19 protein-coding genes and 1 pseudogene are annotated in these 23,662 nt (G+C 62.1%); 11 read left to right on the top strand and 9 right to left on the bottom strand.

What is annotated here, in order from left to right:
* The first annotated feature begins 6 nt into the window (after positions 1 to 6).
* From W823_RS52795 to W823_RS52780, 4 genes and pseudogenes are all read left to right on the top strand, one after another.
* Positions 7 to 795 carry a glucose-1-phosphate cytidylyltransferase gene (locus W823_RS52795; RefSeq protein WP_023962256.1) on the top strand — a complete coding sequence of 263 codons (789 nt, stop codon included), beginning with the start codon at positions 7 to 9 and terminating at the stop codon, positions 793 to 795.
* A complete protein-coding gene (locus tag W823_RS52790) occupies positions 795 to 1,445 on the top strand; it encodes a PIG-L deacetylase family protein (protein WP_152538178.1) in 651 nt (216 codons plus the stop codon). The genes W823_RS52795 and W823_RS52790 overlap by 1 nt, the downstream gene beginning before the upstream one ends.
* 1 nt (position 1,446) lies before the next feature.
* A pseudogene (locus W823_RS52785) lies at positions 1,447 to 2,474 on the top strand (NAD-dependent epimerase/dehydratase family protein).
* 2 nt (positions 2,475 to 2,476) lie between these two features.
* Positions 2,477 to 3,814 carry a glutamate-1-semialdehyde 2,1-aminomutase gene (locus tag W823_RS52780; protein WP_023962252.1) on the top strand — a complete coding sequence of 446 codons (1,338 nt, stop codon included), beginning with the start codon at positions 2,477 to 2,479 and terminating at the stop codon, positions 3,812 to 3,814.
* A 3-nt stretch (positions 3,815 to 3,817) separates the two neighbouring features.
* Here W823_RS52780 and W823_RS52775 read toward each other — a convergent pair whose 3' ends face one another.
* Complete coding sequence (locus tag W823_RS52775; RefSeq protein WP_023962251.1) at positions 3,818 to 4,939, bottom strand: glycosyltransferase; 1,122 nt, start codon at positions 4,937 to 4,939, stop codon at positions 3,818 to 3,820.
* Between the two features lie 176 nt (positions 4,940 to 5,115).
* Between W823_RS52775 and W823_RS52770 the strand changes: the two genes are divergently transcribed.
* The 4 genes from W823_RS52770 (at position 5,116) to W823_RS56925 (ending at position 9,676) form a co-directional block, all read left to right on the top strand.
* Positions 5,116 to 6,285 carry a glycosyltransferase family 1 protein gene (locus tag W823_RS52770; protein ID WP_235189662.1) on the top strand — a complete coding sequence of 390 codons (1,170 nt, stop codon included), beginning with the start codon at positions 5,116 to 5,118 and terminating at the stop codon, positions 6,283 to 6,285.
* Positions 6,255 to 7,886 (top strand): hypothetical protein, encoded by a 1,632-nt coding sequence (locus W823_RS52765; RefSeq protein WP_152538177.1) that lies wholly within the window; start codon positions 6,255 to 6,257, stop codon positions 7,884 to 7,886. Before W823_RS52770 ends, W823_RS52765 begins: the two co-directional genes overlap by 31 nt.
* A gap of 227 nt (positions 7,887 to 8,113) precedes the next feature.
* Positions 8,114 to 9,124: a glycosyl hydrolase family 28-related protein gene (locus W823_RS52760; RefSeq protein WP_051406686.1), complete on the top strand. Its 1,011-nt coding sequence runs from the start codon at positions 8,114 to 8,116 to the stop codon at positions 9,122 to 9,124.
* Between the two features lie 159 nt (positions 9,125 to 9,283).
* The gene (locus W823_RS56925; protein WP_152538176.1) at positions 9,284 to 9,676 is read left to right on the top strand and encodes a hypothetical protein; all 393 of its coding nucleotides are present in this window, start codon (positions 9,284 to 9,286) and stop codon (positions 9,674 to 9,676) included.
* 27 nt (positions 9,677 to 9,703) lie between these two features.
* Here the strand turns inward: W823_RS56925 and W823_RS52755 are convergent, their stop codons facing one another.
* The gene (locus W823_RS52755) at positions 9,704 to 11,239 is read right to left on the bottom strand and encodes a polysaccharide biosynthesis tyrosine autokinase (protein ID WP_023962245.1); all 1,536 of its coding nucleotides are present in this window, start codon (positions 11,237 to 11,239) and stop codon (positions 9,704 to 9,706) included.
* 6 nt (positions 11,240 to 11,245) lie between these two features.
* Positions 11,246 to 12,607: a hypothetical protein gene (locus W823_RS52750; RefSeq protein WP_152538175.1), complete on the bottom strand. Its 1,362-nt coding sequence runs from the start codon at positions 12,605 to 12,607 to the stop codon at positions 11,246 to 11,248.
* Between the two features lie 283 nt (positions 12,608 to 12,890).
* Here W823_RS52750 and W823_RS52745 point away from each other — a divergent pair, with 283 nt between their 5' ends.
* From W823_RS52745 to W823_RS52735, 3 genes are all read left to right on the top strand, one after another.
* Positions 12,891 to 13,814, top strand: a complete 924-nt coding sequence (locus tag W823_RS52745; protein ID WP_023962240.1) for a glycosyltransferase family 2 protein — start codon at positions 12,891 to 12,893, stop codon at positions 13,812 to 13,814.
* Between the two features lie 34 nt (positions 13,815 to 13,848).
* Positions 13,849 to 15,057 carry a hypothetical protein gene (locus W823_RS52740; RefSeq protein WP_369792670.1) on the top strand — a complete coding sequence of 403 codons (1,209 nt, stop codon included), beginning with the start codon at positions 13,849 to 13,851 and terminating at the stop codon, positions 15,055 to 15,057.
* Positions 15,058 to 15,269: 212 nt separating this feature from the next.
* Positions 15,270 to 16,601 (top strand): sugar transferase, encoded by a 1,332-nt coding sequence (locus W823_RS52735; protein WP_023962238.1) that lies wholly within the window; start codon positions 15,270 to 15,272, stop codon positions 16,599 to 16,601.
* A gap of 31 nt (positions 16,602 to 16,632) precedes the next feature.
* Here W823_RS52735 and W823_RS52730 read toward each other — a convergent pair whose 3' ends face one another.
* The 6 genes from W823_RS52730 to W823_RS52710 form a co-directional block, all read right to left on the bottom strand.
* A complete protein-coding gene (locus W823_RS52730) occupies positions 16,633 to 17,604 on the bottom strand; it encodes a sensor domain-containing diguanylate cyclase (RefSeq protein WP_023962237.1) in 972 nt (323 codons plus the stop codon).
* Positions 17,605 to 18,027: 423 nt separating this feature from the next.
* Complete coding sequence (locus tag W823_RS52725; protein ID WP_023962236.1) at positions 18,028 to 19,020, bottom strand: polysaccharide pyruvyl transferase family protein; 993 nt, start codon at positions 19,018 to 19,020, stop codon at positions 18,028 to 18,030.
* A gap of 120 nt (positions 19,021 to 19,140) precedes the next feature.
* A complete protein-coding gene (locus W823_RS0130710; protein ID WP_051406684.1) occupies positions 19,141 to 19,935 on the bottom strand; it encodes a glycosyltransferase family 2 protein in 795 nt (264 codons plus the stop codon).
* A gap of 266 nt (positions 19,936 to 20,201) precedes the next feature.
* The gene (locus W823_RS52720) at positions 20,202 to 21,401 is read right to left on the bottom strand and encodes a hypothetical protein (RefSeq protein ID WP_023962235.1); all 1,200 of its coding nucleotides are present in this window, start codon (positions 21,399 to 21,401) and stop codon (positions 20,202 to 20,204) included.
* Positions 21,402 to 21,845: 444 nt separating this feature from the next.
* A complete protein-coding gene (locus W823_RS52715) occupies positions 21,846 to 22,628 on the bottom strand; it encodes an ABC transporter permease (RefSeq protein ID WP_031333344.1) in 783 nt (260 codons plus the stop codon).
* Positions 22,629 to 22,699: 71 nt separating this feature from the next.
* Positions 22,700 to 23,611 carry an ATP-binding cassette domain-containing protein gene (locus W823_RS52710; protein WP_235189661.1) on the bottom strand — a complete coding sequence of 304 codons (912 nt, stop codon included), beginning with the start codon at positions 23,609 to 23,611 and terminating at the stop codon, positions 22,700 to 22,702.
* Positions 23,612 to 23,662 lie beyond the last annotated feature (51 nt).

Here is a 23,662-nt window from a genome sequence, read left to right as displayed (position 1 = left end):
GACGATATGAAGGTAGTTCTGTTCTGCGGGGGCTACGGCATGCGGATGCGGAACGATGTGGGGGAAGGTCTACCCAAGCCAATGCAGATGGTAGGTTCTAGGCCCCTGCTGTGGCATGTGATGCGGTACTACGCACACTTCGGCCACAACGAGTTCATCCTGTGCCTGGGTTACGGGGCCAAATACATAAAAGAGTACTTTCTGAACTACTCGGAGACAGAGTCCAACGATTTTGTACTCTCCGACGGCACAGTCGAATTGTTGTCCTCGGACATCAGTGACTGGTCAATCACCTTCGCCGACACGGGCCTGGAGTCGCCGATCGGGGAACGCCTACGGCGGGTCCGTAAACACCTGGGCGACGACGAGGTCTTCCTCGCCAACTACGCCGATGTGCTCACCGACGCGCCGATGGACGACATCATCAACCGATTCCATGCCTCCGGCGCTTTGGCGTCCATGATGGTCGTTCCACCACAGTCGTCGTTCCACTGCGTCGAACTCGGCGAAGGCAGCACGGTTCAGGGCATCACTCCGGTCAGCGAGTTCCCGATCTGGGAGAACGCCGGGTTCTTTGTGCTGTCACAGGAGATTTTCGACCTCTTACCTCCGGGCGGCGACCTCGTCGCCGATGTGTGCGGCAGTCTGGCCGGCACGGGGAAACTCTACGCCTACCAGCATCTCGGCTTCTGGAAGCCGGCGGACACCTTCAAAGAGCGAGCCGAACTCGACGAGTCCTACCACCGCGGTGATCGGCCATGGGTGTTGTGGGACCGGCCCGGCACCGACACCTGATGAACCCTCTGTTGGCCTCGGTGTCGGAGGTGGCACTGATCGGTGCCCATTGCGATGACATCGCGATCGGCATGGGTGGAACACTGCTGACGCTGGCCGAACAGAATCCGGGGTTGAAGGCCCGAGCCCTGGTCATGACCGGTGGCGCCACCGAACGGGAATTGGAGGAGCGCGCAGCTTTGGCCGCGCTGTGTCCCGGCGGATCGGTGGAGGTGATGGTGCACGACTTCCCGGACGGGCGACTGCCGGCGCGCTGGAACGACGTGAAAGACGCTGTTGCCGCTTTCGCGCGAACTTCTTCTGCGGACGCCGTTTTCGCACCTCAACGTCACGATGCGCATCAAGATCACCGCCTGCTCGCGGAGATCGTCCCGACCGAGTTCCGCAATCACCTGATCTTCGGTTACGAAATTCTCAAGTGGGAGACCGACACCCCTCAGCCGCAGCTTTTTGTCCCTCTCGAGACTGAGCTCGCCGAGCGCAAGGTCGCCATGCTCGTCGAGCACTACCCGTCGCAGATAGGGCACGATTGGTTCGGCGACGGTTCGGCGTTTCTGGCGCTTTCCCGACTACGTGGAGTGCAGTGCCGATCGCCGCATGCCGAAGCTTTGATCTTGGAAAAGGCACAACTCAGTTTCGGAAGGCCATGACATGCGTGTACTGATCACCGGCAACCTGGGCTATCTGGGTACCGTGATGACCGAAGTCCTCACTGCAGAGGGCCATTCCATCACTGGACTCGACTCCGGATACTTTGCCGATTGCGTGATGGGTTCGGCGCCTGATGACCCCGTCACCAACGCCAAAGATCTGCGTGACGTGACCGCAGAAGATCTGGTCGGCATCGAGGCCGTCATCCATCTGGCCGCCCTGTCCAATGACCCCTTGGGTCACCTCGAACCCGAGATCACGCACGACATCAACCATCACGCGTCTGTCCGGCTGGCACGGGCGGCCAAAGAGGCAGGCGTGAAACGCTATCTGTACGCCTCGACATGCTCGGTGTACGGGGCAGCCGGCGACGGGTTGGTCACCGAGGATGCTGCGCTCAACCCCCTCACGCCGTACGCGGAGAGCAAGGTACGGGTTGAAGCCGATGTCGCTGCGCTGGCCGATTCCTCGTTCTCGCCCGTGTTCCTGCGGAACGCAACCGCATTTGGGTTCTCGCCGCGCCTACGCGCGGACATCGTCCTGAACAATCTCGTAGGCACGCGGTCTACACCGGAGACGTTCGTGTCATGTCCGACGGCACGCCCTGGCGACCACTCGTCCATGCGCGCGACATCGCCCTGGCGTTCTCCCTCGCGTTGTCCGCCCCGGTCGAGACCATCCACTGCGCCGCGTTCAATGTCGGGTCAGAGATCAACAACGTCACCGTCGCCGAGATCGCCGAGGCGGTTGTCGAAGCGGTTCCCGGCTCGAAGCTGTTGATCACCGGCGAAAGTGGCGCTGACCCTCGCTCCTACCGGGTCGACTTCAGCGCCATACGCAAAGCCCTTGGATACGAGGCGAAATGGAGCATCGCGGACGGCGCTGCTGAGTTGACCCGGGAGTATCAGGCCGCCGGCATCACCGGCGACGAGTTCTTCACCCGCTTCACGAGACTGACGCATCTCGAAGAGCTGCGAGCGGCAGGAGTGCTCGACGACTCGATGCGTCGCCTGCCGACCGGTTCCTGATCATGGGTCGTTCCTTCGCACTCTCGACGGAGATGCAGACCCGTCTTCACGCGGTGATTCCCGGCGGGGCGCACACCTATGCCAGAGGGTCTGACCAGTATCCAGAACAGATGGCGCCAGTCCTCGTGCGCGGACAAGGCGCTCGCGTCTGGGATGTCGACGGCAATGAGTACGTCGAGTACGGGATGGGTCTGCGTTCGGTCACGCTCGGACACGGCTATGGTCCCGTGGTCGATGCGGTTTGCGCTGCAATTGTCGATGGGGTCAATTTCTCCCGGCCCACCGAGATGGAACTCGCTGCGGCCGAGGATTTCCTGGAACTGGTGCCGACCGCCGACATGGTGAAGTTCGCCAAGAATGGTTCCGACGTCACCACGGCGGCGATCCGATTGGCCCGGGCCGTGACCGGCCGGGAGGGTGTCGCGATGTGCGCTCAACCGTTCTTCTCGGTCGACGACTGGTTCATCGGTACCACCGCGATGAGAGGCGGCATCCCGGCTTCGCAGACGGCCAATTCCTTTCAATTCGGTTACAACGACCTCGATTCCCTTCGCCGCGTCTTGCGGGAGCAGTCAATCGCCTGCGTCATCCTCGAAGCGGCGACCGCGTTGGCCGAACCGGCGCCGGGCTTTCTCGAAGGCGTCAGAGCCGAATGCGACTCCCACGGCGCCCTTCTCGTCTTCGATGAGATGATCACCGGATTTCGCTGGTCGGAGCACGGGGCACAATCGGTCTACGGTGTCACCCCCGATCTTTCGACGTGGGGCAAAGGCATGGGCAACGGCTTTCCCGTGGCCGCGCTCGCCGGACGACGGGAGTTCATGGAGCGCGGTGGTCTGCGTACCGACTCCGAGCGTGTCTTTCTGCTGTCGACAACCCAGGGACCCGAACGCGGATCGCTCGCTGCATTCCGCGCTGTTGTCGCGGCATACCGCGATGGTGACCCCATTTCCGAAATGGCGCGCGCTGGAACGCTTTTGGCCGGCGGGGTGAACGATGCGGCCCGTGAGGCAGGAATCGGGAGCTTCGTCGAAGTGGTCGGGCGACCGTCATGCCAGGTGTTCGTGACAAGAGATCCCGATGGCCACCCGTCCCAACCGTTCCGCACGTTGTTCATGCAAGAACTTCTCGAACGAGGAGTTCTCGGACAATCGTTCGTGACCTCGGCGGCCCATACCAACACCGACATCGAGGTGACTGTCGAGGCCTGCGTGCAGGCCCTGCGGGTATACCGCCGCGCCCTCGATGCCGGCAGCACCGACGGTCTGCTCCGGGGTCGACCGGTTGCCCCGGCCATCCGCCCTTACGCGGCGCCGCGTCGGCTGCCCGACTCGCAGTGACGGTCAGGCAGTCCGGCGGGCGAGGACTCCGTCGACCACGCGTGACATCCGTTCTCTGAAGTTCGTACGAGAGAAGTTCTCGGCCCACTCGCGGATTGCCCGCGAGTCGAGATCGCGAGCTGTGAACGCCGACATCGCTTCGGCGAGCCCCATCACGACGGCCTCGTCGTCACCGGGAGTTACGAGAACACCTGTCGATCCCGGGATAACCGTGTCCAGCGCACCCCCTTCGCCCAGTGCGATCACCGGCGCACCGCATGCCATCGCCTCCACCGGCACTATTCCGAAATCCTCGACTCCTGGCATCAGCAGAGCCCGTGTCCGTCGATAGAGATCTAGTAACTGATCATGCGGTACCCGGCCGACGAATACCGTGTCTTCAGCCGCCAGTTCCCGGCACGCGTCCATCGACCGGCCGTCGCCCACCACGACCAGACGCTTACCGGCACGCCGCGCGGCTCTGACTGCGAGATCCGGGCGTTTGTAGGGCACCATCCGGCCCGCGAGCAGGAAGAAGTCCTCCCGTTCGACGTCGAAGTCCGGGGTGAAGCCAGCGGTGTCGACGGGTGGATGAACAACCACCGCTTCTCGCCCCCACCAACGCATGATGCGGTCGGCAACGGCAGTGGAGTTCGCAACGATCTGATCGAGTTGATCGACGGCCGCCAATTCGCCGCGTCGCGCAATCCGTGAGAGCGCAGACAACACGGCCGCACCCGCCAGACCGCCGGCCTCCTGTGCCCGAAACGTGGGATCCCACGCCCAGCGCGCTGGACTGTGCACGTAGGCGATCACAGGGGCGTCGGTTGCGAAAGCAACCTGCGTCGCAAACGCATGGTGGCTGACGACCACCGCGTCCACCTCGCCCAGGTCCATGCCGCGGAAAGCACGCGGGAGCAACGGGGCCAGCGGCGCGTAGGACCTGTGTCCGAGCATCCGGTAGGCGCTGTCGACCCAGGTGGTCACGGGCGCTGACGCCAGACCCGAAGGGACTCCAGATGGCCGGGCGATCGGGACATGAACGATCGCCTCGGGCCACGTCTTCGAGAATTGTTCGACGACATGCTCAGAACCCGCAACCTCGGTGAACCGTTCGTGCACTATTGCCATTCGAGGATTGCTCATGTGTGCACCACGCGGCTTGACCCTTTCTGGCCTGGCGATCCCGGCGCCGACGGCACAGGTCCTTTTGCCGAACTTACCACCCTGGTTTGCTGCCGGCAGGATGCTCATCTATCGCCTGACATGCGCAAACTCCACGGCCTGAGCCGAACATCGCAGCGACTGGAAGGATGGACGACGTGCCTTTGCCTCTGCCCCGGGAATCGCGAGACGACGCCGTCACGCAGGTCGATGTGTTGTTCGACGCGCGCCACATCCAGCAGAGCGGCATAGGCACCTACATCCGGACTCAGATTCGTCATCTCGAGAACGTGTCGGCCATGCGCGGCCTGCGGCTCGCGGTCCTCGCCGATCGGAGCACCGCTCCCACCGTGAGCGAGGAGACCATGCTGATCTTCGCCGACCCAGCTGACGCCGCGATGTATTCACCAGGCGAACAGCGCGCATGGGACCGTGCCCTGATCGCGCTGCGACCCAGCGCGTTCTGGGTCCCCCACTACCCATTCCCGCTCGCGTTGCTCCGTCGCCGACATCGCGGCGTCAAGTTCTTCTCAACCGTTCACGACACGCTCCATATCGAGGGCAAGGCGCTCAGCAATCAAGGTCTCGCTCGGAGCTCATACGCCCGCCTGATGCTCCGGCTGACCGCCCGGCGGAGTGCGACCGTGTTCACACCGTCGCAAGCCACGGCGCAGGCACTGACCCGGTTCACGCCATCGGCAGAGGTATTGGTGACACCTATTCCCGTCGACGAGGTGTGGCTGACGCCGGTGGACGGGTCTACGCCATCACCGACTCCACCGCCTTACCTGTTGTATGTCGGAAACATCAAGCGTCACAAGAACCTCCCGGTGCTCCTCGAAGCGTTCACCGAGATCATGGATTCGGTGCCGCATTCGTTGGTGATAGCGGGAAGCGGGGAGTCGCTGCGAACTCTCGACGAGCGGGTCGACCGCCTTGTCAACACGATCGGTGGGCGTGTGAAAGTACCGGGCAGACTGCCGTTCGAACAATTGCGTGCGTTGGTCGCGGGCGCCGACCTGCTGATCATGCCATCCCTATACGAGGGAGCGGGCCTTCCGCCGCTCGAGGCGATGGCGTCTCACACCGCTGTCCTGTCGTCGAACATTGCTGTGCTGCAGGAGACCTGCGGCAAGGGTGCAGAGTACTTCGATCCGCACGACGCCAACGCTCTTGCCCATATGATCCGCAAGTTCGCGGCCGACGAGCCAGCCCGGGCCGCATTGCGTGAACGCGGTTGGTTGCATGTGATCGAACGCCAGGCCGCGACGGACCCGACGGCAACCGCCGAAGCGATATGCCGAGCATTGGCGGACAAGACCTCGTGAACGACGACGGGACGACGCCACGATTGTCGCGGCGATCATTCCTCGGAGCACTCCCTGTCGCAGCGATCGTGGCCGCCTGCTCCAGCGCTCCTGGCGGCGCCACACACAACGTCCTCGATCACGGCGCGCTGGGGAACGGCATCCACGATGATGCAGGTGCCATCGGGCGAGCCGTTGAAAAGCTCAAGTCCGGTGACACACTGCGGTTTCCGCAGGGAACATACCGTTTCGCCCTTCAGAACCCTGCAGGTGGCGCCGCGATCTCCCTCCGCGGATTATCGAACGTGGCGATTGAATTCGAGTCCGGGGCTGAACTCCTGATGGACAACCTCGACCAGAACGGGCTCGGCACAAGTCACGGTGTCGTGGTCCGCGGGCCGGCATCTGGAGTATCTCTTCGCGGCGTAGTCGTGCGATGGACGACACAGCCGAGCGAGAGGTCGATGGGCGACGGTATACGCATCGTCGGCTACCCATCGGAGTCACGTGAGGTGCCTGGTGATTGGACCGGCTCGATGGGCCCGGTATCGGGAGTGACACTACGCAACTGCAGTATTCGTTCCAGCCCCCAGGCCGGCGTGATCATGATGGGTGTATCTGACATCGCGGTCACTGACCTACAGGTACAGGACACCTTGGCGGACGGGCTGCATTTCAACGCCTGCCGGGACGGTGAGGTCAAGGACTACGTCGCGACGAACACCGGCGACGACGGACTCGCTCTGGTCACTTATCACGCGAACGAAGACGCCTTCGACAACAACGCCGAGACCTTTTCCCTGTCCGAACTCACGGAGTGGTCCGACGCAGACCTGACGGTGAACAACGTTGTCGTGAACGGCAGCAACGCAAATGGTGTGCGACTGGCCGGCGCGAATCGGGTGACCCTGACCGATATAAAAGTGCAAGGCGTGCGCTCTGGGGCCGGAGTAATCATCGACTCGGCCGCTCCAGGTTCTGACGCCGAGTGGGACTATTTGGCGTCTCGCGCCATCAAGGTGCAGGGTCTTGTCGTGGATGAATCAGACAGCGGTTTTCATGTACTGGCTCGGCCGAACGGGTCGACCGACGACCGGTTCAGCCGTTTCGACCTCGACGCGTCTGATGTGACCGTTCGCAGTTGTCCTCGGTGGTCGGTACTCGTCGAATCAGTTGCCGACGAACCGGTCACCGGCGTCCGATTGCGGGACTGCACCGTGTCCACCCGCGCGGTCGACACTGAGACGGGCATCGTCGGCCTACAAACAACTCAGGGCGTCTCGCTCGGGAAGTTCATTATCGACTGCACCGAACCCGCCATTGCGTTCTCCGCAAACAACTCTACGGAGTTCGAGCTCGATGAACTTCGCGTTTCGGTGTCCGGTCCGGGGCCCGATCCCGGATCGGCCGAACCGCTCGCGTTGTTCCAAGACTCCGCAGGCACAGTGGCATCTGTGCAGATGTCGTGGCCACAAGCGCCGTCGCCATGGACTCCGATCTCGGTCGACGGCGCGGCGTGCAACGACTCGCCAGACGCCGGCGACTCACCCGTGCGGATCAGCCGATTGACCACAACGCCGTCGGCAGCTGTTATCGCCGCGGCAGACGAAGGTTGCCGATAGCCGTCGATCTCTCCAAGAGCCGGTGTCATCGCGCAGCGGTGCACACGATTCGGAGTCATTGCTGACACGTTTGCGTAACTAACCGAATGAACGTAGTACTGACCCGGGTAGGTTTTGATCGTGGCGATCACTCCTGTCGCCAGCCGGTCACCTCTCACAACGACGGTCGAGGCAGTATGCGCAATGCTGGAAAGCTCGTGAACGTGCCCGCAGGTTCCATTACTCGTATGTCACGCCGCGGATTCCTCGGAATAGTCACGACAGCAGGGGTTCTCGCCGCATTCCCGGCTGTGGCGTCGGGAGCAACCCGGGCCATCCGTGACTTCGGCGCAGTAGGTGACGGCGTGACAGACGACTCCGCTGCGATCAGAAACGCCGTGTCTCAGTTACGTTCCGGGGATACGCTGCGATTCCCTCCTGGCAAATACCGCTTTGCGCAACGAAATCCACCCGGCGGGGCCGCGATGACGATCGCCGGGCTGTCGAACATCACGATCGAGTTCGATCCGGGCGCAGAGTTGTTGATGGACAACCTCGCCGCCGACGGGGCCGGGACCAGCCACGGAATAGTCGTCCGCGGGCCGGCATCGAGAATCACCCTCCGCGGTGTCGTGGTCCGTTGGAAGACCCAGCCCGCCCTTCGGTCGATGGGCGACGGAATCCGCATCGTGGGCTTTCCGTCCACGTCGACGAGGGTGCCATCGGGATGGACTGGCTCGAAAGGGCCCGCATCGTTTGTCTCCCTTCTCAATTGCGCCGTCTTCTCGAGCCCGCAGGCTGGGGTGATCATGATGGGCGTTGCCGATATCACCGTCACCGGGCTCCGGATAACAAACACGATGGCGGATGGACTCCATTTCAATGCGTGCCGGCGAGGGCAGGTCACCGACTACGTCGCCACCAACCCCGGTGACGACGGGCTGGCGCTCGTCACCTACTACTCGCCGACCGGCGGCTACGACAATGCGGCCCAGACCTTCTCGATATCCCAGTTGACGGATTGGTCGGATGCAGACTTCACGATCTCCGGGGTCACCGTCACAGGTGGCCATGCGAACGGAGTGCGTCTCGCAGGTGTCAACAGGTCCTCACTCACCGGGGTCACCGTTCGGAACGTCCAGAGCGGGGCCGGCGTCGTGTTCGACTCCGCGTCTCCCGGCGCCGGCGCCGGCTGGCAATACGTGGCGTCGCGCGGCGTCCGTATGGATCAGATCACCATCGAGAACTCGCAGACCTGACTGCAGGTCCTCGCTCGCCCCAACGGGTCCACGGGCGACAAGTTCAGCCGTTTCGGTATCGACATATCCGGGCTGACGGTCCGGAACAGCCCTCGGTGGTCTGCGATCATCGAATCACTCGGCGCCGCGGTGTCCGGGGTGCAGATACGCGACTGCACTGTGACTGCGGGCCAAATCGCCTCGGGGACCGGAATATTCGGGTTACAGAAGACCCAGGGCGTCGTACTGGGAACCATCGCGATCACCACCCCAGCACCGGTGGTTGCCTTCTCGGGAGACAACTCGGGTCAAATCACCGCAAGTCAGATCCGCGTGACGGTGACAGGTCCCGCCGTCTCATCGGCCGGGCCGGTGATCCAGTTCCAAGGGTCGGATGGAGCGGTCACCACAGCAGAGGCGAACTGGGCCGCCGCACCGCTGTCGTGGACCCCTGTTGTGATAGTCGGCCGTGTCGGCAGCACCTGCTCTCCGACAATTCACCCCGTGAAGATCAGCACTCTGCGGGTCGTACCCACCAATCTGACCAGGCCCAGGGAAATCCGGTGCCCGTGACACCGATGACAGCGCCCGCCGGACGACTCAGACCTGGCCTCCGGGCGGGGACCACACTCCCCGCCGGCGCCCCTCACCGGCGGTGGACTGAAATGCGCCGGCCTCTGAGGTATTTACCGGCGGGTTGGCGGCGAGCAACTCGCTGACGGAGGTTCTGACTCGTCCACGACGTCTTCCCGAGACCGAGGATCCTCTGGAATCGCCGTTGAGAACCACACCCAACACCGGTACGTCGGCCAGCGACAGCCGCTCGATCGCGACGCCGAGATCGTTGTATTTCGTGCGGTTCGAGCGAGCAACAACGAGTACACCGTCAGCTGCACGCCCCAGGACGATCGAATCCGATCTCGTGAGGGAGGTCGAGTCGACGATGACGTAGTCACTACGCGTCGCGAGTTCGGCGAGTCCGGAGCGCATTCGATTCGAACCGAGCAACGAGGACGGATTGTTCACGGCGGCGCCCGCAGGCACTATCCACAACTTCGATTGCCAACTCGGAGAGGCATATTCACCGATGTCACGGCCGCCCTCGAGGTAGCCGGACAGCCCGGCCGATGTATCGCCCCTACCTCTGTTACCGCTCTCCGATCTCGAACCGAGTACGACCAAAGAAGCATCGACGAATACGACGCCGAAACCGGCTTCAGCCAGCGCTACGGCCAGGTTGATTGCCGTCGTCGTCTTTCCGTCGCCGTCGGTTGCACTGGTGACCACGATCGTCCGGTAATTCCGCTGATCGGAGTGGTGCCCGGTGATCACCGTCCGAAGCCTGCGGAACGCCTCAGCGGCGGCGCCAGCAGGTTCGGTGAAGTCCACGAGACCGGATTCCTTCAACGACTTGACGACCGGGATGCTGGCCAGCACCGGACCCGACAGGTAGTCGGTCAGGGCACCCTCGTCCTGCACGCGACGGCTCAGGAGCGAGCGGAAGTAAGACACCAAGAGCCCGACGAGCAGTCCAGCAGCTATGCCGACAGCGATGTTTCGTCCATAGTTTCGTCCGCCTTCGGCATCGTCTGGTGTCGCGGGGGTGATCACCGACAGGCGGGTGGAATCCGCTACGGGACCTCCGGTGCGGCCACTCGGCGTCTGCGCCCCATCAAGCGCGGCAACGGTGGCGGGCAGGGCATTGGCAAGTGCGTTGGCAAGATTCGCCGACTTTTCCGCGCTGTCGGTCCGCACGGTCACGGTGAGGATCGCACTGCCCTCGTTTGCTCCCGCGCTGGTCGCCTGCCGTACGTCCGATACCGACATTTGTATGCCGCTCTCCTCGAGCGCGTCGGTGATGAGACGATCTGACGTCAGCAGTTCGGTGTAAGCCTCGGTGCGTTGCCGGCTCGTGCTTTCGCTGTCACTCACCCGCGGAGTTTGATAGATCACCGCCGACGACTCGTAAGCCGGAGTCTGCTGCGTGGTCAAGATGAGCCCCAAAAAACCTCCCACCAACACACTGACCAGCAGAATGATCCAGCTGTTTCGCAGTGCTCCCAGCGTCGAACGGAGCCATTCGTTGCCGCCATCGTCCGGCCGGTAGGTTATTCCCACTTGATTGTTGTCGCTCACTCGACTTCAGGTCCCCTCTCGAAGCGCGGATTCCCCGCGCCTCCCCGTACTGAGGCCCGAGGCTGCAAACAGCGCGCAGACGAGGGTCAGCAGTACGAGGAATACAACAATTCCTTGGGTCAACAACTGGATCCGCCACACCTCGGCGAAGCAGTAGGCAATCACTCCCGCGGACCCCGCGAGGAGCGGGCCGTACGTCAAGAAGCGACCGAAGACGTAGCCCGCAAGCGGGAACAGCAGGAGCGTGTACAGCCAGCCCCAGGCGCCGAACTCAGAATAAGTATCCGCGAACTCGGAGTTGGTTGTGAAGTTCGGAGAAGACGACACCGTGAAGTCGTAGGCATCCGCGCTCAATGATTCCTTGGATCTGTTGGCCTCATCTGGTGCGACAAAACTCGGCAGGGCCGCAACGATCGATTCGACTGGGCCACCTGATCTCTCGAAGCTGCCTCTCATGACGGCGTCCGAGACGCCCAGCGACACCTGCGCCGGTACCGCGAGGTAGGCGCCGGATTGATAGAGATTCATCGCCACGGGGTTGGAGACCCCGGCGTCGCGGTAGTAATTGCCGTTCCGGACGTAATTGAGTGCCGTCAGAAGGCTGAACAACACCAGGACCAGAAGCGCCAGATGCCATGGCCGGACGGACCCTTTCCCGACCGGCTTCGATTGGCGGGATGCCACAGCCCAGATGAAGACATACACGACGATCGCCATCAGAAGCGAGAGACGAGAAGCGATCAGCGAGTTCAGTAGGAGGAGAACTACAGCAACAAGCATGTAGATCACACCGACAACTCGCTTGCGCCACAGATAGACAGCAATCGGTGCGGCCAAGATCGATGCGTAGCGAAGCGTCGGGATGCCTGCCGAGTCCGGCAGGGCTTCGGTGAACGAGTTGCCGGTCTGCGAGGTCAGAGAACCGATGATCGAGGTGGTCCCCGCGATTCGATAGAACGAGTACCCCACGCCGATCACCGCGGCAGCGAGTATGAGAAAGAAGTAGCGACGCTCGAACCGCCGATTGTCCATCCGCTCTTTCAATTCTGGCGCAGGGCGAGCTGCAGACCCCAGGCGCCAGCCGACCGTCGCCAGTACGACCACCGCGCCGTACCAGACGAAAAGCAAGGTGACCCCGGGCACGGTGACGGGAGCCGGCTCCAAGAATCCCCGAAGTTGAAGCACCGATCCCGCCGGGCATCCGCCGACCGAACACCAGGCAATCAAAGTCATCCAGGATGCGAGTGACATCGCGACCGGGATCAAGATCAAAAAGGCCGGCGTCAGCAGTCGCAGCAGACCGGTGGTTCGCCCACTCGGGTCCTCGAGAAATGTCGAAGGCAGCGCCCGCACTTGCTGAGTCAGCACAACATCATTCCGGAGAACCAGGGAACGACGAAGTGGGCCTGGATGCATGAGCTGCGTCCATCGGCCGAGGCCTCCTCCATGATCGAACTAAAATGGCTCAATCCTCGCGGGCGGGACCCCACCCCGTGACATACACTATCGCCGTGAAGCGCATCCTACGGCACGGATCAGCGAGGCTGCGCGCTGTGCACAACGGCAACACTGGAATGCCACGTTGTCATCAATGCGTTCGGTAACGGAACGCGACGGGACGACGACGCATCAAAGTGAGATGACTGAGCGCATGACGAAACCTGCCCACCCCGTTCGGCCCGCTTCCGGCGGCCACGGTCCCGCGTTCGGTATGGCCATCACAACGGTCGGCCGGTGGGACCACATCTTCCAACTGCTCGATGATCTTGCAGCCCAAACTTATCCGCCGCACATGGTGGCAATTGCCTACGATGACAACGAAGACGCTGCGGCCGGACTGCAGCGAGTCATGCAAGACTTCTCTCACCGGCTGACAATTCGAACGGTGGTCAAACACGGTGGCAGCACCGCAGGCCACAACACCGCGGTGTCCTTGCTCTCCGACGAAATCGATTGGGTGTATCTGCTCACCGACAACTGCCGTCTCGAACCCGATCTCCTCCAACGGTTGGCGCCCCACTGCGTGCCCCCTGCGACGCTCTGCGCGATGCGGCTCGTGGACGCCGACGGCAACAGGAACAAGGTCCCTCCACCAGGCACGCCTTTCACGAGGCGTAACGCGTGGTCGGCAGTGGTCCCGGCCATGGTGATCAGCCATGAGCACTACGCAGCGATCGGCGGATTCGACACAACGATCGGGTCCGGTTCGCAGTCGCCCTGGCAGAGTGGCGACGAGACGGACTTGGTGTTGAAATTGTCGATGCTCGAGGATTTCTCGGTGCGGTGGATTCCTGACATCGTCGTCACCGGCCACACCGACTTCACCCACCTCACACCTGAAGAACGGCGCCGCAAACTGCGCAACTACGGCCGCGGTACCGGCTACATGTTCCGCAGGTGGAACTACTCGAAACGGGAGAAAATGCGCTTCCTGGCCGGAGCGGCAAGCCTGCCTCTACGGGAGCCCCGCAAGTATCGCCTTAGGGACGGCCTCGTACTGCTCATCGGGCGCAGCGAGGGCATTCTCGGCCGGAAGTTCACGAGAGATTCGGACAATCGCGCTGTACTCCGGTAAACACCGCGCCCCAGTCGAACGTAAGGGTGGCGTGTTGTCCCGGCTGCCCTCGTTCGGGCTCTCCGCAAAACACTTGCAGGCTGCTACGCAAATTGCGGCCGGACTCGCTCTCAACGTCTTCCCGGCAATCTTCATCGCGGTGTTCGCTCGGGTCGCGCCGATCGAACAACAGGGCCACCTGGCGGTGTCACTGACGATCGGGACGTATGTAGCTCAACTTCTCTCGGCTTTCGTCGTGGAATCGCGTCTGGCCACTCCGGACGCCGACCACAACCTGTCGATGCCGTGGTGGATGGCCCTCCTGAGCGTAGGAGGCGGAGCTCTGCTCATCGCGGGCCCGACAGTCCCCCCTACCCCGGTCATCTTGATCGGCGTCCTGGGGTTGTCATCCGGATTGCTGATGGCCCGCACGATCGGCGTTGTCAGAGGGACATGGAAACTCGAGTCGGCCGCTGCCTTCCTCCTCGTGGCAGGGTGCCTTGCGGCTCTAATCCTGGCAATCTACGACAATCCGAACTGCGTACGCGTACTGGCGGCGAGTGCCGTCGTCGCAATTCTGGTGCGGTTCTGGCCGCGTCCCGCGGTTCGCGACTCAGGCATGCCACCCGATCTTCGCCGCGCCGCCTGGGTGACAGGCGAGACCGCGACGGTCGGCAGCGTCCAACCAACACTGCAGGCGTTCATCCTCGTCCTTCTCGGACCCGCAGCCTCCGTCGGTTTCCGTGTCATCTCGACGATTTCCGGCATCCTCGAGCCGATTCTCGCGTACGGCCGTGTCCGGCAGCTCGCACACGGACACAAAGGCGAGGTCGCTCAGGTCACGCTGATCTTCGTCGTCGGGACGGCTGCGATCTTTCTCGCGGCCTACGTTGGATTGTGGCAGTTGATCTTTGGTCCGGCGTGGAGCAGCACCCTGCTGGCCGGTCTGGCCGTGGCCTGCTTGTGGAAGGCGACGATGCTCTTCTCGACGATCCCTTTCGCGGCACTCCGCCGAGCCGGTCAGACAAAACAGGTGTTCTGGCTCCGCGCCGCGAACACCGCCTTGTACGTCGGATTCGGCCTGGGTTTCCTGTTCTTGTTCGACAGTGGTCTTGCGGTGTTTTCGTCGTTCGTGGTGACCGAGCTGGTCATGTTCGTCCCCTACCACCTCTATGCCCGCAAGTTCGCACCTGACTACCGGGCGAGCACCAACCTTCGGCGACTGAGGACGGCAGGGAAAGTCGAAGACGAACCGGCCATATAGGCTCTTAACTGGCGGTTCCGAAAGAACTATCAGTACAGTGATGACGCCATCAGAAGCATCCACGTTGCTTGGCCGGGGAGTAAACGGGTGCGCCGCGACCGCCGTCCCTCAGGACTCGTAGCCGGAAAGCAAACGTGAATTTGCCGAACTTCACTCCCGAGCGGGGTCAACAGGACAGTGGCGGTGCGCGCGCCACGGAGCAGCGATCGTGGATGGCCACTCCGAGGTACCGAGTCGACGTGGTGCTGGCCGCGTTGGACTTCCTGCTCGTGGCCGCGGGTCTCAGTGTTCTATGGCATTCGAAGATCGAGGCCTTGATCGCGGGCGCAATAGTTGTCCTGCTGGTCGAACTGACAGGCCACTACCAGAAGCAGATCACACTGTCCGCTCTCGACGAGATACCGAAACTGGCCGGCACCTGCATCATCGCGATCTTCCTCATCACGGTTTTGTTCGACGTTGAGACGAGCACGATGGAAATCATCGTGCGGGCCTCTCTGCTGTTTGTCGCCTTGTTCGTTCTTCGGGTGATCTACTACGCGATCCGCCGATTTCGGCGGGCCCGTGTCGTCGGGGCCCGCAGCCGCACCGTGATCATCGGCGGCGGCATGGTTGCTGCTGAGTTGATCGAACGGCTCGCCGAGCATCCCCAGTTCGGACTCGAACCGGTCGCGGTGATCGACAAGGATCCGTTGTTCGACACGAGATTGCTGACCATTCCGGTGGTGGCCGATGTGCCGTTGCGCGAACTCGTCGAGCGCGAACGCGCTGGGACCGTGATCGTCGCCTTCACGAACACACCCGACTCTGCGCTCGTTTCACCACTTCGCGAGTGCGGCCAACTCAACTGCGAGATCTACATTGTTCCGCGGCTCTTCGAGTTCACGCATCTGAGCGCCGACATGGATCGCGTGCACACCATCCCGTTGATGCGAGTACGCCGCAACGCGTACCGCAGTTGGTACTGGAGGTGCAAACGTCTCTTCGATTGCGTGACCGCCTCGCTGGCGCTGCTTCTCCTGTCACCCCTGATGGCCGTTGCAGCCCTAGCGGTGTACTCGGGGAACCGCAAGGCTCCGATCATCTTTCGACAGGTGCGCGTCGGTCGGCACAACGAAGAGTTCACCCTGTACAAGTTCCGTTCGATGAACCCGGTGGCGGAATCGGCGTCGGACAAAGATTGGAACCCGGGGTCGGCATCGCCGCGGCTCAACGCGGTGGGCCGAGTGCTCCGCAAAACCTCGATCGACGAACTTCCACAGCTCTGGAATGTCGTTCGCGGCGACATGTCTCTTGTGGGGCCTCGGCCTGAGCGCCCTCACTTTGTCGAACAGTTCCGCGAGTCAGTGTCTTCCTATGGTGACCGCCACCGCGTCGATGTGGGCCTCACGGGCTGGGCCGCAATCAATGGGCTTCGCGGCGACACCAGCATTCGCGACCGAGCGCTCTACGACAACTTCTACATCGAGAACTGGTCGGTATGGCTCGACATCAAGATCATCATCCTGACCCTCCGCGCCGTCGTCGGCGGTACCGGGTCGTGAGCGAGGCCCCGGGCTTGCGCTGGTTAGCTAGCTAACGTGCGCCCGACAAGCGCCGGGGTGCTGTGTTGCTGTTGAAAACCACGCTGTGCCCGCCTCCCGCGGACTTGGCCTGATACATCGCGGTGTCCGCTGCGCGGACCACTTCTTCGGCACTGCGCATGTCACTCGGGGTGACCTCCACGATGCCGACGCTCGCGCGGATACGAAGAAGTCGGCCCTGGATGATCACGGGTTCCACGAGCGCATCGTGAACACGCTTGGACAGCACAGCGATTCTGTCCGCTCCGGAGATACCTGAGAGGACAGCTACAAACTCGTCACCGCCAAATCGTCCGACTATGCCGTACTCGTTCAGGATGCCGCGCAGGCGGTTTGCCGCAGTCACCAGTGCAACGTCGCCGCCGCCGTGACCCAGCGAATCGTTCACCTGTTTGAGGCTGTCGAGATCGATGAACATCACGACGGTCGACTCGGCCGGTTCGCAGCGCTGCGAGTTCGCGACCACCTCGTTCAATCGACGCATCAGGCATGAACGGTTCGGCAGCTCGGTCATCATGTCGTGGTCGACCGCGTATTGGAGCATCTCGCGGCCCACGTGCTGCGCGGTGACGTCGGTGAACGACGCCGCGATTGCTGAGTTGGCCGGGTCCGCCGGGTTGACCAGGCCGACGTTGCAGGTGACCCACACCCTTTGCCCGTCGGTGCGGTCGAAACCGACGACCATGCCGGAAACTGCACGCCCGGTGCGCGCAACGATCTTGTCCGGGTGCTCTTCGGGCGCGAGTTCGCGGCCGTCGGCGTCGACGAGAGGAAAGTGATCGTTCGCGTTTTTCGGGCCTTCGGCGGTGCGGATGTCCACTTCGAATATGCGCCTTGCGCTTGCATTCGCGGCCTGCAATTCGCCGCTTGCAGAAATGACCAGAACACCGGTGCCCAGCGAGTCGACAATTGATGCGAGATCGACGGCGGTTGACTCGCCGTCACTTCCCTTGGCCTCGAACATCCCGCCTCCACGCTGTTGGTGAGCGCCTGTCATTGCAACAGAAACGAGCATGCGGTCTATTTGACCGAGGCGCAAGGCGGCGACCAGGGATATTACGAATATCAAAGATGATCTTAACGTTCAGATTGGAGCGGGACGTGCCCACTTCAGAGCCGATTCATACCGGGCGGTAACTTGTCTCACTGCTTTGCGGCCTCGGTTGGGGAATACCTCACCCGCACCACCGGTTTACTGTGAGTAAACTCACACGCCTAATGCCGCGCGATCCACGATAGTAAAGGCTGCCGTCCCACCTAGCGGGACAATACGCCTTCATTTACGCGGACAGATTTCTTTGACACCCGCCCAAAGATGGTGTTGCAGCTGGGCTTACGAGAGGTGTTCGCGTTTGGCTGCTTCTGTCCACGCGCCTCTACCGATTGCTCAGAGCAGTGTTTTGACGATTCGCGCGGCCTCGTCGAAGTCCCCGGCGAGATGGGTGCCCGGAGCAGATCCGAGATAGTCCCGGTAGATGGCCGAGATCTTCTTGTTGGCGTTGTCCACCATCACCACCGGCTTGTCGAGCAGAACCGAGAAGACAGCTGCGTGGAGCCGGTCGGTGACCACCACCTTGCCCTCGGACAGGATGTCCACTGCGTTGCGGATGATCAGATCGCACTGGTAATCGAACGCCCACCGGGCGTACGGGTAGGCCCGCGGCCGGACCCGCGGCACCTTGTGGATCGCCGAGTTCGCGAGGCTGACCGGCCACCACTTGAAGTTGTCCGCCACCGATGCATGCCATTCGGTCCTCGGGACGCCCGGGAACGCCCGGCCGACATCGTCTTTCTCGTGCATCGATTCTTGATCCCGGCGTTTGAGCATTACCACGTCGCGGCTCGGTTCCCTTAGCGGTGGCAGTGGCCGGGCTCCGAATGCCAGGTCCGGACAGTAGACCACCCGATTGTCGGGAAACAATTCGCGGGTCATTTCACAGCCCGCCCTGTCGCGGATCATCAGAGTCAAATCCGGATGCCGGGAGTACACGGCCTGCGCACGCTCGAGCGCAGACTTGTCGAGGAAATCGATCGTCTGCGGCATCTGGATGATTTTTCGGTCCGGATTCTCCTCGATCACCCGTTCACGAAATAGCTGGAATCGGTCATACCGATCGCCGAAATTCCCACCACCCTGCAGCAACAGCGGGCCCGTCGGCAGTCGACGCGAAAGGGCGGCGCGGTCATATGTATGGGTCGCGCAGACATATGCGGGGTCGATCCCCAGCCGATCGAGGTACGCCAGTTGTCCGCGATAGATGAGAAGGTCGCCGGAATTGAAGTGATTGGGATAGTCCAGGACGGCCACCCGATCACCCGGGATCTCCGCCCGCAGGATGTGTGCGGTCTCCTGTTCGATCTGGTCTACAGCTGTCGTCACGCGTACATCCTTCTGTCAGGGGCCTGCCCCATCGGGCGGCGCCCGAGTGGACGGTTCGGCATCAGGCGATCGGCCGGTCTTCTCTACGGGCAAACAGCCGTCTGATGCTGTGCTTTCGCGTCATCGGATCGTACGTACGGGTGGGTACCCAGAACGCGAGATACATCGTCCGCGCGATCCACACATTGATCCACGCGCCCGGGCTCGTGAGGTGTCCCCGTGCAGCTCCCAGGTGCGGGGAACGCCCCGGGTGAACTGCCAGTACAACTTTCGGCTCGTCAGCATCCGCCGGCCGGACACCTGCACCCGCATACCCTCGATCACGGCGATCTTCCGACCGACAGCGCGCAACGCGATCGAAATGTCCAGATCCTCCCAGATCCCCGGCTCGTCATGGGTCAGCGACTCGATCTGCTCCCACACGTCCCGGCGGATCGCCATATTCGCTCCGTAGACGCCAGGAGATTGCTTGACCTCGTCACTCTCCCCTTTCCGCGACGTGGTCGCGATCCGCATCAGAGCGCGGTGCACCCCTTGAAGAGGCATGTCGTACTGGGTGAACGGGCCTACGGCCGCGCCGAACTCGGGGCCCGCGGACGAGAAGAAGGTGTCGATCGCGGCGGCCCACCCCGGCTGAACTATGGTGTCCGCGTCGATCCGTGCGATGACGTCGCTCGTGGCCGACGCCAGGCCACGGTTGCGAGCGGGCACGATTCCCTGACGACTCTCGTCGAGCAGTCGTATCTTTTGGACGGTCGCTTGATGAGCGGCCACTATGTCGGCTGTTTTATCGGTCGAATTGTTATTGACCACAACTATCTCCGCGATGTCGTCGATTTGTTCGACGAGATTGTCGAGACACCGACCGATCGAAACTTCTTCGTTGAATGCTGGTATGACCACTGAAATGGACATGGGATCCTCTTTGCTCGATGGTACCGCCCGGTGACGTTACTCCCAGCGCCTCAAGAACATTAAACAACTGGCCATGGACTGAACGCACCAGGGTATTTATCTGTGGTATTCAACTCTTCCCGATTCCAGGCCATCGAGGACTTGCCACATGCAGGATATGCAAATGGCTTTTCGTTCGGCGGCCCGTAGTTGGGCGTTTGTCCTGAATCAGTCCGTCGGCCGCGCCCCAAAGTTCTCGGTCGCGGCCGACGTCGTTGTTGCTGCGTTCAGGCGACGAGGTCTTTGTTCAGCGCCGGCCGGTAGAGACCGATCAGGAATCGCACACCTTGCGGTGTGAGGATGTTCTTCACACCGATTGCCACGAACTTCGCCATCGTCGTGAAGTCCTTGAACTTCGACCTGTCGAGAACCCGTTGTAGCGCCGCTTCGAGCTCCGGATCGTCGATGCCGCCGGCCCGCAGTTCGGCAAGATTCTCTGCCACGAAAAGTTTCGCATCGCGATTGAAGTGCAACCGGTCGATCGCCTCGATGGAGATCTTGTCGGGTAACGTGGCGCACCGCTCGAGACCACCAGCGATGTAAAGATTGATCATGGTGCGCAGGCATTTCTCACATTCACCGCAGTTGTACGCGTTGCCTTGGTTCCACCAGCACACTCGCAGATTGTTCATCGCGGCGTCTTCCTCGATGAACTTCTCCATCTTCGCCGCCCGACTTGCCTCGACCCCGTCGTGGATGAACTCGACCGCGTCGCTGGACCAATGCCCATCCAAGTCGGGATGGGTACCCCATGGGTGCAACTGGTCGGCGGTGTAACTCGAAGGGACGTAAATCTTTTCGACCACGGTCGACAACGCGATCCCGACGTGCGCCAGCAGCGCACCGTGGCCCTGCAATCCCCAGTTGAGCCGGTTGCGGTCCAATCGGCCGCGCAGATCGGTCTTCACCTCGATGAGCTCTTTACCCAGTTCGGCCGCCGATTTCCGCAAGGCGTCGAGGGTACGTTCGGCGAGATCGTTGTTGGACAGATCGATGTCGAAACCGTGGATGAAGATGAGATGCGTGATCTCGTCGACGTGTTTGAGCGTGGTGTAGTACGAATCCACGCCACCAGAGAAGAAGGCACCCACCCCGCGCCGACCGGAGGACCTGGTGGTCTCGACCGCCATCGGGGTCGTGATCGTCACCTCGTCCAAGATGTCCGGAAACCACGAACCGAGGATTCCCTGGGCTTTCACGCTGCCCTGCACCGCTGTCTCGCTGACCTCGCCGTACACCACCACGTCACGTTTGTTCCGCATCCCGATCAGGGTTGCGGGCGCCAGCCACGGCGTCGCATCACCCGCCAAGGGAACGTTTGCCGTGGTCGCAACCCTGACAGTGCGTTCACCGTTGACCAGCAACGCGCTGATGCGGCGGGCGTCGTCCGAGTCCGGCGATGGAACGACAGTGACGGGGCTGGGCATTTATCACCTTTTCTTTCGCTGATAGTTCGTGATCGATCGTGCCAGCCCTTCGATGCCACCCACAAGGGTATAGCCGCCTGCCGGGACGAGTTCATACGTTTAGACTCCCCCGCCTTTTGGACTTTAAATGAAATCGATACCGCGGTTACCGTCGACCGCCACATATCATCGACTGGTCGCGATTACCAGGAACACACAAGTCTGTCGATTGGGCCACCCCCTGAAAAGGGCGCCCCCGCCCATCCGCCTACGAAGCTTTGTCTTCCGAATCGCTCGGACCATTCGTGTGTGGTCTCGCGTCGCGTTTTTTCTCTCAGACGTGCCGCACGTCCCACCAGGACGGCGACGACAGCCCCGATCGCCACCCAGGCGACCACCACGAGGGTGATCCACAGCGCTGTCATGGGCGCCATTGTGCCAAAGAAAGCTGTGGAGGCTCGGTAACTATCGCTGGGAGCGGTTCAGAACCAGTGCGGCTGCCGGTACGGCCACCGCCAAGATCACCACACAGGCCAGCACCGAGTACAGGTGTGCGTGCTCAGAGGCCCAAGTGACCGGTTCTGGCAGAAGCGGATTGACCGATGTCGGATTGCCGAAACTCTCGCGCAGGCTCTGGGCCACCGATGTCACAGGATTCCAATTGGCGATGATCCGCAACGGCGTCGGGAGCGTCTGAGCTGGCACGAATGCCGACGAAATGAACGAGAGCGGAAAAAGGATGCTGGCCATGAGGCTCTGGGCTGCTTCGGCCGACGCCGAGATCAACCCAATTACCGTGCCAACCCAAGACATCGCGAATCCGAACAACAGCACGATCAAATAGCCACCGACGATGCTCCAGAATGATCCGTGCAACCGCCAGCCGATCGCCAGGCCGGTCAAAGACATCACCGACAGGCTGACGACGTTGACCGCGACGTCCGACAAGGTGCGCCCGACGACAATTGCCAGCCGCGACATCGGGAGCAGCAGAAACCGGTCGATTATGCCGCGGTTGAGCTCGGTCGCCACACCCAAGGCAGTGAAGCCCGCGTTGAAGGCCACGGATTGGGTCATGATCCCGCCGATGAGAAATTCGCGGTAACGGTCACCGCCGAGCGCCTCTCCGAAAACGTATGAGAACAGCAAGACGAACATCAGCGGTTGGAGCACCATACCGAGCACCATTTGGGGCATCCGAACCAGAACTCGGAGGTTGCGAACAGCAACCACCCGGCAGTCCACCATGAGTTCGGCTGCCCCGCGTTTTCTCGGCGGGGGCATCGCTACCGTCAGTGTGCTTGTGCTTTCCCTCATCGTCATCGCTCTTCGGTCAAGCTGACGAACACGTCATCGAGCGTGGGGGTCTGCACCGAAGCATCAACGATTGCAACGCCTTCGCCGGTCAACGTAGCGATCATCGTCGCCATTGCACTGCTGCCCTCTTGCGCGCTGAAGCTCACGACACCGCCGTCGACTACTGCGTCGGTAACGCCGGCTGACGCCATCACCCCGACTGCGCGATCGGCTGCCCCGACATCGGCCAGCGTCAGCCGGACCACCGAACTACCTACGCTCTGTTTGAGCTCGTCGGGCGTTCCCCGGGCCGCAACCTTGCCCCGGAGGAGAACCGTCACCTGATCGGCGAGCTGATCGGCCTCTTCGAGGTACTGAGTGGTGAGCAAGACCGAGGTGCCGTCGTTGGTCAGGTCGCGGACCGCCTTCCACAGCACCGTCCGACTGACCGGGTCCAGCCCGGCCGTCGGCTCGTCGAGAATTACCACCGGCGGCTTTGCCACGATTGCACCGGCAAGGTCCAGGCGACGCCGAGTACCGCCGGAGTACGAGCCGACTCGCCGCTTGCCAGCGTGCGCGATGTCGAACTGGTCGAGTAGTTCAGCGGCCCGGCGCTTGGCCGCTGCCCTGTTGAATCCGGCCAGCCGCGCAACCATCGTGAGCTGCTCGAGACCGGTCAGCATGTCGTCGACCGCCACGTTCTGGCCAGACACACCCATCCGGCTACGGGCATCGTGCGGATTCGATACGCCATCGATTCCGGCAACCGTGATCGAACCCGACGTCGGCTTGATGAGGGTACTGATCATTCGCACGACTGTTGTCTTACCGGCGCCGTTGGGTCCGAGCAGAGCGAGAACAGTGCCCGCAGGCACGTCGAGGTCAACGTGATCAACCGCCAGCACATCACCGAACCGCTTGATCAATTGCGACACCGATATTGCGTTATCGGGTGCCTCGTTCACGGTGCGGCCAGGAACGTGACG

Origin of the sequence: Williamsia sp. D3, from assembly GCF_000506245.1 — a bacterium.
In the GTDB taxonomy this organism is placed as follows: Bacteria; Actinomycetota; Actinomycetes; order Mycobacteriales; family Mycobacteriaceae; genus Williamsia; species Williamsia muralis.
Note: the sequence above shows the minus strand (reverse complement) of the source record. Positions and strands in the feature narration are given on the sequence as shown.

Excerpts from the sequence above, each read along its gene's own strand:
- W823_RS0130710 (WP_051406684.1), bottom strand. The coding sequence starts at position 19,935 with ATGTCCATTTCAGTGGTCATACCAGCATTCAACGAAGAAGTTTCGATC.
- W823_RS52735 (WP_023962238.1), top strand. The coding sequence starts at position 15,270 with ATGGCCACTCCGAGGTACCGAGTCGACGTGGTGCTGGCCGCGTTGGAC.
- W823_RS52780 (WP_023962252.1), top strand. The coding sequence starts at position 2,477 with ATGGGTCGTTCCTTCGCACTCTCGACGGAGATGCAGACCCGTCTTCAC.
- W823_RS52775 (WP_023962251.1), bottom strand. The coding sequence starts at position 4,939 with ATGAGCAATCCTCGAATGGCAATAGTGCACGAACGGTTCACCGAGGTT.
- W823_RS52795 (WP_023962256.1), top strand. The coding sequence starts at position 7 with ATGAAGGTAGTTCTGTTCTGCGGGGGCTACGGCATGCGGATGCGGAAC.
- W823_RS52745 (WP_023962240.1), top strand. The coding sequence starts at position 12,891 with ATGACGAAACCTGCCCACCCCGTTCGGCCCGCTTCCGGCGGCCACGGT.
- W823_RS52760 (WP_051406686.1), top strand. The coding sequence starts at position 8,114 with ATGTCACGCCGCGGATTCCTCGGAATAGTCACGACAGCAGGGGTTCTC.
- W823_RS52790 (WP_152538178.1), top strand. The coding sequence starts at position 795 with ATGAACCCTCTGTTGGCCTCGGTGTCGGAGGTGGCACTGATCGGTGCC.
- W823_RS52765 (WP_152538177.1), top strand. The coding sequence starts at position 6,255 with ATGCCGAGCATTGGCGGACAAGACCTCGTGAACGACGACGGGACGACG.
- W823_RS52720 (WP_023962235.1), bottom strand. The coding sequence starts at position 21,401 with ATGCCCAGCCCCGTCACTGTCGTTCCATCGCCGGACTCGGACGACGCC.
- W823_RS52730 (WP_023962237.1), bottom strand. The coding sequence starts at position 17,604 with ATGTTCGAGGCCAAGGGAAGTGACGGCGAGTCAACCGCCGTCGATCTC.
- W823_RS52715 (WP_031333344.1), bottom strand. The coding sequence starts at position 22,628 with ATGGTGGACTGCCGGGTGGTTGCTGTTCGCAACCTCCGAGTTCTGGTT.